Source organism: Variovorax sp. J2P1-31 (assembly GCF_030317215.1).
GTDB lineage: Bacteria > Pseudomonadota > Gammaproteobacteria > Burkholderiales > Burkholderiaceae_C > Variovorax.
The window spans coordinates 382,274-392,670 of sequence record NZ_JASZYA010000003.1; the positions used below are offsets into that span (position 1 = coordinate 382,274).

The following is a 10,397-nucleotide window of genomic DNA, read 5'->3' on the forward strand; positions in this document are numbered from 1 at the left end:
CACAACGGTGTGCAGAACACCGTTCGCTTCGACGGCGGCGTGTCGAGCAGCCTCTCGCATCGATTTAGTGTTGGATCGTCTTGGCATGGCTGGATTTTGCAAAGACCCGCCTGCTCTTTTCAAGGGGCGTTTCGCCAGAGCGCTCCCAAGAAATCTGTAGGACTTTCTTCGACGTTGACCGCTGCATTTGGCAGGGGGGCCGCCGCATGATGCCGCCTGAGACCATTCGCACCACACCCTTCCCCACCATGCCCGCAGTGCCGGCCGCCTACGACCACAAGCGTGTCACGCCCGAGGGCCGAGCGCTGGGCGCCGAGCTCGCGCGCCTGACCGAAACGAAGGTAGCCGAGATGGCTGCCGCCGGCGAGCCCGACGAACGCTGCAAGACCTGCGCCTTCCGCGCCGGCACGGTCCCCAATGGCTGCCCGCAGACCCTCATGGACGCCGTGAAGTGCATCGTCGAGCAGCAGCCGTTCTACTGCCACGTCAACACCTACGCCGACGGCAGCGAGAGCGTCTGCGCCGGCTGGCTGGCGACCCACTGGGGCGCTGGCGATCGTCCGCCAGGAAGGGTGCCGTGGAACTTCACGCCGGCCGACGACGCCGAGCCCGTACCACCAAACGGTGGTACTTCCGATTCACCACTTGGAGGAAGTACGGCATGAGCGCCGCAGCATTGAACGACGAATGGCTCAGCACCTCGGAGATCAAAACGATGACCGGTGAGGCCAGCCCTGACGATCAGGAGCGCGTGCTGCGGCAAGATGGCGTGCCCTTCCGCCGCCGCGGCAAGCGCATACTGGTGAGCCGCTTCCACACCCGGGAGTGGCTTTCCGGCCGCACGGTCACGCCGTCACGCGGGGTCAACTTCTCAGTGGTGAAATGACCGGTCAATACCCTCGTCTGCGATCCCACAGCCGCAAGCGCAAGAGCGGGAAGGTCGTCGTCTACTACGTCTACGACCGCCGGCCTGAGGGCGAATCCGATATCGCGCTCGGCACCGATTTCGACGAGGCCATAGCCAAGTGGCGGGAGATCCACGAAGAGAAGCCGCGCACCATCGGCACTATCGAGGAGGCCTTCGCGCAGTGGGAACTGGACGTGCTGCCCGCCTACACCAGCAAGGAAACGCGCCGAGGCTACACAAAGCACCTTCGGACTATCCGGCCAGTGTTCGGCCCTGCCACTTGGGACCAGGTCGACCTACCAACGATCAAGCAATACCTGAGGCAGCGCTCGGGCAAGACGCAGGCCAACCGGGAGATGGCGGTGCTGTCGATCGTCTGGAACTGGGCCCGCGGTGAAGGCATGACCAAGCTCCCCTGGCCCGCAGCCGGCATGGAGCGCTCGAAATGGAAGAACACCGAGAAGCCTCGCAAGATGAAGGTGCTCGATCCGGTATGGGAGGCCATCCGGCACGAGGGCAACATCACGCTGCAGGACTGCATGGACCTGGGGGCCGCTACGGGCATGCGCCTGACGGACTGCACCACCGTCCTACTGCCCAAGGGCGACACGCTGCATCTCGAGGCCAGCAAGACGGGCAAGGAAGCCGAATGGGACATGAGCCTATCCGCCACCCTGCCCGACCTGGTGCAACGACGGCGCACGCTGGGGGCCGACCACCTGATGCTGCTCTCCACGCCCGAGGGCCGACCGGTCGAGCTGCGCAAGCTGAGCTACCAATGGGACAAGGCGCGGACGCGCGCGGCAGTGAAGGCGAGCATTGCCAACGACGACGATATGGTGCGAGCCATCAGAGCGCTATACCTCCGCGATGCACGCAAGCGCGCGGCCCAGAAATCAGGAAGCCTCGAGGCCGCGGCCCAACTGCTACAGCACGACGACAAGCGCCTCACCGAGCGCCACTACGGCGGCGTTCGACAGCTAAAACCGGTGGCCTAAAAAGCGTTCCGCAATTCCAAGTCTTCATTGGAGACGAATTGGTAGCAAATGCGGAACGTTTCGGTCAATAACCCGCGCCGATGCTCAATTCTTCCTGGGACTCAAAATCCCCCACCGAAAGGTGTGCCGGTTCGATTCCGGCCCCGGGCACCACGCCTCAGGCGTGCGGCAACAGGCCGCGCGCACCGGGCCACTCGCCCCCCCCGTATTTCTTCCTGCACCGGCATGCCGGCCCGCGCCGGCTTTTCGCCGCCCGTCAAGGCGACGGCGGCGCCTCCGGGGACGGCGGGGCCCGCGCCCAGTTCTTCTGCTTGTCCTCCAGATGGCGCCGGATGAAGTCCATCAGCGTGCGCGTGGCCAGCGCGGGGAAGCGGTTCGATGCCGTGAGCATGTAGATCCCGTCGCCTACGCCTTCCGGGTCGTAGTCGCTCAAGACCTCGATCACCTGGCCGGATGCCAGCTGCTGCCAGACCGCATAGCGGGGCAGCAACGCGATGCCGAGCCCCGCGGCCATCGATTCGTAGATGAAGCGGTAGTCGCCTGACTGGATGCGCGGCGTCACCCGCAGGGCCAGCGGGCTGCCGGACGCCCTGAGCTTGAGGTCGAAGTGTCGCCCCATCGAGGCCGGGGCGATCAGGTCGCAGCGCGTCAGGTCCTGGGCATGGACCACGGGTTCCTGCTTGGCCAGGAACTCCGGCGTCGCGCAGAGGCACCAGGCGACGTCGCAGATCCGCCGCGCGACATGGTCTTCGGGGGGCCGCGACGTGACTTTCAGCGCCACATCGACCTCGGCGGAAATCACATCGGAGATGTAGTCGTTGATCAGCACCCGCAACGAGATGGCCGGGTGCTGCCGCGCGAAATCCATCAGCACCGGCGTCAGGTAGAGATGGCCCAGGCCGGTGGGCAGCCGGATGCGCACGTCGCCGCGCACCGTCTGCCCCAGGCTGTCGATCGACGAGGCGGCCGCCTGCATTTCATCGAGCATGCGCAGCCCGTGCGCATACAGGTGGCGCCCGGCCTCGGTGAGTTCGATGTGCCGCGTGGTGCGCAGCATCAGCTGCGCATTCAGCCGCAGTTCCAGCGCCTTCAGGCTGCGCGAGACGTTCGAGCGGGTCATGCCGCTGGCCGCGGCCGCCGCCGTCAGCGTCTTGGATTCGACCATCCTCACGAAAAGCCGAATCAGGTTCAGGTCAAAAGAATTGTCAATCATGGCTCACCACGGATGGCACAGATTGGCGAATTGTAGAGATCGAGAATCAATTTAGTATCAACTATTGCCTCGTTTTGGTGCTTTAAATTTTCAAGGGGTTCGACATGGAACGAATGGAAAAGTTTTCACCACAATTGAAGAGAATCATTGCCATATCGGCCACTTTTGTTATTGGATTGTCTCCAGCGTGGGCGGCCGATTTCCCGGAGGCCGGCAGCACGATCACCGTGATCGTGCCATTCGGGCCGGGCGGCATGGTCGATCTCATGGCGCGCACCATGGCGCCCTATTGGGATGCCAAATGGGGCACGCGCACGGTCGTATTGAACCGGCCCGGCGCCAATGGCCAAATCGCATTGACCGAAATGCTGCGGCAAAAGCCCGACGGCCAGACCATTGCGTTCACGCAGGGCTTCGACACCCAGATGAGCTATCTGAATGCGGAGGCCAAGGCGCCCTATTCGCGCAGCAGCTTCACGCCGGTCGGATTGGTTCAAAGCACGCCGTCGGTCTGGGTCGTCCGGGCCGACAGCCCCTACCGCAGCATGGCGTCCCTGCTCGAGGCGGCCCGCAACCGTCCCGGGGAAGTGAATTTCGGCACGCCGGCCAGCCGCGGGCCCGCCGTCCTCTACCTGGAGGAATTCGAGAAGAAGGCGGGCGCGCGGCTCAACAGCGTCCCGTTCAACGACGCGCCCTCGATGGTCGGCGCCCTGCTCGGCGGGCACATCGATCTGGCGACCTCCAATCCGGCGGTGGCGCTGCCGCACGTGCGGGCCGGCCGCCTGCGCGCGCTCATGGTCAGCGGCGACACACCGCTCAAGTACTTTCCCGACACGCCGGCGTCCGCTTCGCTGGGCCTGGAGATCTCGAAGCTGGGCAGCAACACCGGGCTGACCCTGGCCCGCGGGACGCCGGAGGCCGCGGTCCAGGCCTGGTCGGCCATGCTCGAAGCCCTCACCTCGGACCCGGCGCTGCGCGCCCGCATGGACGAGATGGCGGTCCAGCTGGCGTATGCGACGCCCAGGGACTACGCCCAGTCCTGGACCGCGACCGAAGCGGAAGTCCGCAAGATCCTGCTGCGCGTGTCCGGCGACGTCAGGCCCGTCCAATGACACCGGCACGCTCCACGGCGGCGCAGGCGCTGCCGGTCACCCTCCTCGGGGGCTACCTCGGGGCCGGCAAGACCACGCTGGTCAACCACCTGCTGCGCAACGCCCAGGGCCGCCGCATCGCGGTGCTGGTCAACGACTTCGGCGACCTCGGCATCGACGGCGACCTGATCGAGGCACGCGAGGACGATGTCATCAGCCTGGCCGGCGGCTGCATCTGCTGCAGCTTCGGCGGGGACCTGATGGCCGCCCTGCTGCGCACCCGGGACCGCGCGGCCTCGCTGGACCATGTGCTGATCGAGACCAGCGGCGTGGCCCTGCCGGCCAGCGTGGCCCGGACCCTCCAGCTGGTCCAGGGGCTGCGCCTGAACGCGGTCGTGGTGCTGGCCGACGCCGGCGCCATCCGGCAGCAGGCCGCGAACGGCTATGTGGGCGAGACGGTGCGCTGCCAGCTGCAGCAGGCCGACCTGCTGGTGCTGAACAAGCTCGACCTGCTGCCCTCGCCCCCCGCGCCCGGCCTCGGCCCATGGGTCGCTCAGCAGGCACCGCAGGCCTTCGTGCTGGAGGCCACGCAGGGCCAGGTGGCGCCCGAGCTGCTGTTCGAGATGCCGATTCCGCGCGGCGCCACGGCGCGCCGCCAGGAGACCCGCCCCGCCGAGCGGCCGCTGGACCTGCGGGCCGGCGCCCACGGCATCTTCCGCAGCATCAGCTTCGCCTTCGCCGGCGCGGTCGACGTGGAGGCGCTCGAGCGGGCGCTGAGCGCGCATCCCGAACGGATCGTGCGCGCCAAGGGCCTGCTGCGCGGCGCCGACGGGAGGGCGGTGCAGCTGCAGTTGTCCGGCGCCCGCTGCATCACGACGCCGTGGAAGGGCAAGCCCTTCGCCACCGGCCGCCTGGTGTGCATCGGCCCGGCCGCGATCTGGAACGAGACCGTGCTGCGCGCGCTGGTCTGGCGGCATGCCGTGCCGAGCGCCGCTTCCGCAGCTTCCGTACCTCCCGCGCTGACCGATGCCGGCCAGCGCGCCTGAAGAACATTCCGCAAGCCATCCGCCACCATGACGACCACGCTCTACCCCGCGCGCAAGATCATCACGATGAACCCCGACCGGCCCGTGGCCGGGTGCGTGGCGGTGCGCGACGGCCGGGTGCTCGGCGTGGGCACGCAGGACGAACTCGCGGCCTGGGGCGCGCACCGGATCGACACGCGCTTCGCGCACCAGGTGCTGATGCCCGGTTTCGTCGAGGGCCACTGCCACCTGTCCCAGGGCGCGCTGTGGCGTTTCGTCTATGTCGGCCCGCACGACCGCATCGACCCCGACGGGCGGCTGTGGCCCGCGCTCACCACCTTGACGGCCGTCATCGCACGCCTGCGGAACGCGCACGAACGCGCGCCGCATGCGCCGGTGATCGGCTGGGGCTTCGACCCGCTCTCGCTGGCGGGTCCGCGCTGCAACCGGCACGACCTGGACACCGTGGCCGAGCGGCAGGCGGTGGTGCTGATGCACGCCAGCCTGCATGTCATCAGCACCAACACCGCGGGCCTGCAGGCCGGCGGCTTCCTGCGCGCGGGCATCGACCACCCGGGGCTTCCGCTGGGCCCGGACGGACTGCCGGCCGGCGAACTCCGCGGGCCGGACGCCATGTGGCCGGTGGCCGAAGCGGCCGGGCTGAGCCGCCAGCTGCTGGCGGCCGACGCGGACGGCATCCGGGTCTTCTCCCGGCTGTGCGTGCGCACCGGCGTCACCACCGCGGCCGACCTGGCCAATCCGCTGTCCGACGAGATCGTAGAGATGATGCGGCGCGTCACCGGCGCGCCCGATTTCCCGCTGCGCGTGGTCTCGATGCAGCGCATGGCCGGGCAGGGGCCGGTGGAAACGGTCGCCAACGCCCTGCGGCTCAAAGCGCTGAGCAGCGACCGGCTGCGCCTGGGCTTCGTCAAGGTCGTGGTCGACGGCTCGATCCAGGGCCTGACGGCGCGCGTCCGGTGGCCCGGCTACTTCAACGGCGCCCCCAACGGCCTCTGGTACGTGGCCCCCGAGCAGCTTTGCACGCTGCTGTCCCACGCGCTGGGCAGCGGCGTGCCGGTGCACCTGCACACCAATGGCGACGAGGCCACCGAACTGGCGCTCGACTGCATGCAGACCGCGCTGGCCGAATCGCCGGCGCCCGACCACCGTTTCACGCTCCAGCATGCGCAGATGAGCACCCGCGCGCAGTTCCTGCGGATGCGGGCGCTGGGGCTCTGCGTCAACCTCTTCGTCAACCACCTGTACTACTGGGGCGACATCCACCGCGCGCAGACGCTGGGTCCGGAGCGCGCCGAGCGGATGAATGCCTGCGCCAGCGCCATCGAGGCCGGCGTGCCCTTCGCCATCCATTCCGATGCGCCCGTCACGCCGCTGGCCCCGCTGTTCACCGCCTGGTGCGCGGTCAACCGCCTTACCGCGTCCGGCCGGGTGCTGGGCGCGGCGCAGCGCATCGACGTCGCGCAGGCGCTGCACGCCATCACCCTCGGGGCGGCCTACACGCTGGGCCTGGACCACGAGATCGGCTCGATCGAGGCCGGCAAGCACGCGGATTTCGCCGTGCTGGACGACGACCCGCTGGACGGCCCGCCCAGCGCGCTCAAGGACATCGGGGTCTGGGGGGTGGTCCAGGGCGGGCGGGTGTTCCCGGCCGCCATGCCGGTGCCCGCGGACAGCGCGGCGAACCGGGCCGCAGACATCCATCCATAGAAAACCAAGGGAGGCGCGATGAAATTCGCAGACGAACGGCAGGCCGACACGTTGTCGGCACCCCATGGACTGGCGCGGCAGGCTGCGTCCATGTCCAGGCATCTGGACGCCGAGGACGACGACGACCCCGAGCACGGCACGGGCCCGGCGCGGTGCACCGTGGTCGAACTCGCGACCATGGGCTTCATGCGGGTCCAGGGACCGGCGGAGCAGGCCTGCCCCCAGGCCATGGCGGCGATCCGCGAGGGGCGGCGCTTTCCCCTGCAGCTGGTGATGGTCTGCGCGGGCAGCCTCACGCTGCGGGATGCCTCGGGGCGCAGCCTCACGCTGGGGCCCGACGACATGGCGCTCGTGGACGGCCACGCCGGCCCCACGCTGCTGTCGCTCCAGTTCGTCGACGCCTGGATCGTCGGGCTGTCCGAGGCCCTGGTCGCGCGCTGGCTCCAGGGCGGCGCGGCGGCCACCGGCCATCGACTGCAGGGCGACAGGGGCTGGGGGCGGGTCCTGTCCGCCTACCTGCGGAACTGGGAATTCGAGCAACTGGACCGGCTCATCAGCCCGTTCGAGAAGGAGATCATCGGCGAGCACGTGATGTCGCTGCTGTCGATGGCGCTGGCGCACGCACCGGCGCCGGCACCGCAGCCGGGCGATGCGGGCTGCGGCACGCAGCGCCCCTCCATGCGCGATCGTGGCCTGCATGGCCGGATGCACCAGTGGATCCGCGACAACTATGCGAACCCCGAGATCGGCGTGGCGACGCTGGCCGCGCGCTTCGGCGTGTCCACGCGCTACGTGCACAAGGTCTTCCTGAACGCGGGGAGCGGCGAGACCTTCCTCGACGCCCTCCGGCGCGAGCGGCTCGAAGCCGCGGCCGGGCTGCTGCGGGCCTCCGCCAAGGCGCCGGCCGGCGTCTCGGACATCGCCTATGCCTGCGGTTTCTCCGATCCGGGCTACTTCGGCCAGGTGTTTCGCCGCAAGTACGGGGTGTCGCCGAGCGACTACGCCAAGAAAGGCGATCCGGCGCCGGAAGACGCCGGGGCGTGAGGCGCGCCCGCGGGGGCGGGCGCCGGTAGCCCGCGCCCTACTGGCGCGTGGTCGCCGCCCAGGACGCCATGCGATGCCAGGTCGACGACACGAAGCGCGCCGCCACCTTGCGCTCGTTCGCCAGGTGCCGGCGCCGGATCACCGATTCCAGCGCTTCGGCGACCGCGCCGGCCGTGGCGTCGCCGGCGATCGAGCGCATGCGCAGGTCCAGCGCGATCTCCCCGAGGTCCTCGAGACCGAGGCGTGCGAAACGCACGTCGTCGCGCCCCATCATGGCAGGGCCGTCCCGTGCGAACGCTGGGGCCAGGCGCGCGAAAAGAAGCCGGGCGCCGCCGGGCGCCACGTGGGAACGTGGAGCGAGCGATCAGCGACGCGTGGCGTCGGAGCGACCACCAGGTGCCGCGCCGCGCCGCCGGTGTCGCGCCAGCCGGTCAGCGGGAGGGATGAAACGTTTGCCATGTAATCAATTGTGTTTACTTCCCTCCTGCTTCGCAAGCAAAAAGATCACACTTAAGTTAACAAACGCCGTGCTCGGGGCCGGCATCGACGGCACGGCGCGCACGCTGCCCGAAATGCCAGGCCGCCAGCGCCGCCGCGGGGCCGTCCGGCACGCGTGAAACAGCCGCCCACAATTCGTTGTCCGGATCACACGCATCGCCACGCGCGGCAGGTCAGCTTTGTTGTCAACGGGCCATTGCGCCATGACAATCAAGAAACAATTCATGACCACTACCACCTCGCTTCTCGGCTACTACGAACGCATTACATGCTCTGCGCAATGGCTGGATTTCAACCGTGCAATGGCCGCCGAATTGAGTGCCGGCCTGCCCCCTGAGGAGAACCGTCGGCTGTTCTTCCGGATCGGCGAGCGCGTGGCGAAGAGCCTGCCGGTGGCCCGCTGCGACACGCTGGCCGAACTGCAGGCGGCCTTCAATGCACGCTGGGAAGCGATCGACTGGGGCTTCGCCACGCTGGAGGAAAGCGCCGAGCAGTTGACGATCGTTCATGCCTGCAGCCCGATGGCGATGGCTTTCGGTCCCGACACCGCCGAGTGGACCGCGGGCTTCTTCGAGGGCGCCTACCAGACCTGGTTCGCCACCCAGGGCTCGCCGGCCGAACTCAAGGTGCGGGCCGAGGTGCAGGACGCGACCGGCGGCCTGCCCACGGTGGCGCTGAAGCTGGGGAGAGCGGCCGCATGAGCGCCAACGACCGCCAGCAGGAAGATGTCGCCGGCCTGTTCCGCAAGTTCGGTGGCGACGCCACGCGCTACAAGGAGTTCGCACCCGCCGAATCGCCGCGCGCGCAGGGCGCCTGGCCGCTGGTGAACGGCACCCGCGCCGCGGCCGAAGCCGCCCCGGTCTCCGTGCCGGACCCGGCATCCGTTGCACCGCCGGTGCCGGCGCCTGCCGCGCCCGTGGTGGCGGCCGTCGCCCCGGTGCCGGCACCCGCTGCCGAGACCGCGGCCGCCGCGCCACGCGAACTCGATGCATTGTTCGCCCGCCTGGCCGGCGCGACACAGCCGGCCCCCGCCGCGGCGCAGGGCCTGATGTCGCACTGGCGCCGGTCCGGCTGACGATGCAGGTCGTGTCCGTCATTGCCGCCAAGGGAGGCGTCGGCAAGACCACGGTGACTGCCAACCTGTGCATCGCGCTGGCCGCCGGCGGCCGGCCGGTGCTGGCGATCGACCTCGATCCGCAGAATGCGCTGCGCTTCCATCTGGCCGCCGACCCGCGGCAGGCGCATGCCCACGGGCTCGCCGACGCCGAGCGCGGCGCGTGCGGCTGGACCGAGGCCATGCAGCGCGGCCACCAGGGCGTGGTGCTGCTGCCCTTCGGCCAGGTCGACGACGAGGCGCAGATCGACCTCGAAGGCCGGCTCGCCACGCAGCCGCACTGGCTGGGCGAGACGCTCGCGTCCTTCCGGCTGCCCGAGGACAGCTTGGTGGTTCTCGACACGCCGCCAGGCCCTTCGGTCTACCTGCAGCAGGCGCTGCGGGTGTCGCAACTCAACGTGGTGACGCTGCTGCCCGATGCCGGCTCCTTCGCCACGCTGCCGATCGTCGAACGCATGGTCGACAAGTACTGCAGCCCGCGCCCCGATTTCGTGGCCAGCACCTATGTGATCAACCAGGCCGATGCCTCGCGCCGGCTCAGCCGCGACGTGCTGCAGACGCTGCGCGAGGAACTCGGCCCGCGCCTGCTGGGCGTGGTGCAGCAGGACCAGGCCGTGAGCGAGGCCCTGGCCTCGGCCACGACGGTACGGCACTACGCGCCGCACAGCCAGGCCGTCGCCGATTTCGCCCACTGCACCGCCCGGCTGCTCGAGCGCTTCGCCGCCGTGCCCGCGGCCGGCGCGCACCTCTACCGATGACCGGCATGGCCACGCCGTCGC

The 10,397-nt window shown here is 69.2% G+C and carries 12 protein-coding genes; 10 read left to right on the top strand and 2 right to left on the bottom strand.

What is annotated here, in order from left to right:
* Nucleotides 1-80 precede the first annotated feature (80 nt).
* The 3 genes from QTI20_RS21770 to QTI20_RS21780 are packed head-to-tail and all read left to right on the top strand — an operon-like array spanning nt 81 to nt 1,905.
* The gene (locus tag QTI20_RS21770; RefSeq protein WP_286574265.1) at nt 81-665 is read left to right on the top strand and encodes a hypothetical protein; all 585 of its coding nucleotides are present in this window, start codon (nt 81-83) and stop codon (nt 663-665) included.
* The gene (locus QTI20_RS21775; RefSeq protein WP_286554366.1) at nt 662-886 is read left to right on the top strand and encodes a DUF4224 domain-containing protein; all 225 of its coding nucleotides are present in this window, start codon (nt 662-664) and stop codon (nt 884-886) included. The genes QTI20_RS21770 and QTI20_RS21775 overlap by 4 nt, the downstream gene beginning before the upstream one ends.
* On the top strand, nt 883-1,905 hold the full coding sequence (locus QTI20_RS21780) for a site-specific integrase (RefSeq protein WP_286554365.1): 1,023 nt from the start codon (nt 883-885) through the stop codon (nt 1,903-1,905). Before QTI20_RS21775 ends, QTI20_RS21780 begins: the two co-directional genes overlap by 4 nt.
* Before the next feature lie 256 nt (nt 1,906-2,161).
* Here QTI20_RS21780 and QTI20_RS21785 read toward each other — a convergent pair whose 3' ends face one another.
* A complete protein-coding gene (locus QTI20_RS21785; protein ID WP_286554364.1) occupies nt 2,162-3,118 on the bottom strand; it encodes a LysR family transcriptional regulator in 957 nt (318 codons plus the stop codon).
* A gap of 104 nt (nt 3,119-3,222) precedes the next feature.
* Between QTI20_RS21785 and QTI20_RS21790 the strand changes: the two genes are divergently transcribed.
* Genes QTI20_RS21790 through QTI20_RS21805 form a run of 4 tightly spaced genes read left to right on the top strand, consistent with a single transcriptional unit; the run spans nt 3,223 to nt 8,006 of the window.
* Entirely contained in the window at nt 3,223-4,230 is a 1,008-nt protein-coding gene (locus QTI20_RS21790) for a tripartite tricarboxylate transporter substrate binding protein (RefSeq protein ID WP_286554363.1), read from the top strand.
* Entirely contained in the window at nt 4,227-5,255 is a 1,029-nt protein-coding gene (locus QTI20_RS21795) for a CobW family GTP-binding protein (RefSeq protein ID WP_286554362.1), read from the top strand. Before QTI20_RS21790 ends, QTI20_RS21795 begins: the two co-directional genes overlap by 4 nt.
* Nucleotides 5,256-5,282: 27 nt before the next feature.
* Entirely contained in the window at nt 5,283-6,962 is a 1,680-nt protein-coding gene (locus tag QTI20_RS21800; protein ID WP_286554361.1) for an amidohydrolase, read from the top strand.
* A gap of 18 nt (nt 6,963-6,980) precedes the next feature.
* The gene (locus tag QTI20_RS21805; protein ID WP_286574267.1) at nt 6,981-8,006 is read left to right on the top strand and encodes an AraC family transcriptional regulator; all 1,026 of its coding nucleotides are present in this window, start codon (nt 6,981-6,983) and stop codon (nt 8,004-8,006) included.
* 37 nt (nt 8,007-8,043) lie between these two features.
* On the opposite strand, the gene QTI20_RS21810 is transcribed toward QTI20_RS21805, so the two are convergent.
* The gene (locus QTI20_RS21810; RefSeq protein WP_286554359.1) at nt 8,044-8,280 is read right to left on the bottom strand and encodes a hypothetical protein; all 237 of its coding nucleotides are present in this window, start codon (nt 8,278-8,280) and stop codon (nt 8,044-8,046) included.
* Between the two features lie 448 nt (nt 8,281-8,728).
* Here QTI20_RS21810 and bcsD point away from each other — a divergent pair, with 448 nt between their 5' ends.
* The 3 genes from bcsD to bcsQ are packed head-to-tail and all read left to right on the top strand — an operon-like array spanning nt 8,729 to nt 10,376.
* Nucleotides 8,729-9,205, top strand: a complete 477-nt coding sequence (gene bcsD, locus QTI20_RS21815) for a cellulose biosynthesis protein BcsD (RefSeq protein WP_286554358.1) — start codon at nt 8,729-8,731, stop codon at nt 9,203-9,205.
* Entirely contained in the window at nt 9,202-9,579 is a 378-nt protein-coding gene (gene bcsR / locus QTI20_RS21820) for a BcsR/BcsP family cellulose biosynthesis protein (protein ID WP_286554357.1), read from the top strand. Before bcsD ends, bcsR begins: the two co-directional genes overlap by 4 nt.
* Nucleotides 9,580-9,581: 2 nt before the next feature.
* Nucleotides 9,582-10,376 (top strand): cellulose biosynthesis protein BcsQ, encoded by a 795-nt coding sequence (gene bcsQ / locus QTI20_RS21825; RefSeq protein WP_286554356.1) that lies wholly within the window; start codon nt 9,582-9,584, stop codon nt 10,374-10,376.
* Nucleotides 10,377-10,397 lie beyond the last annotated feature (21 nt).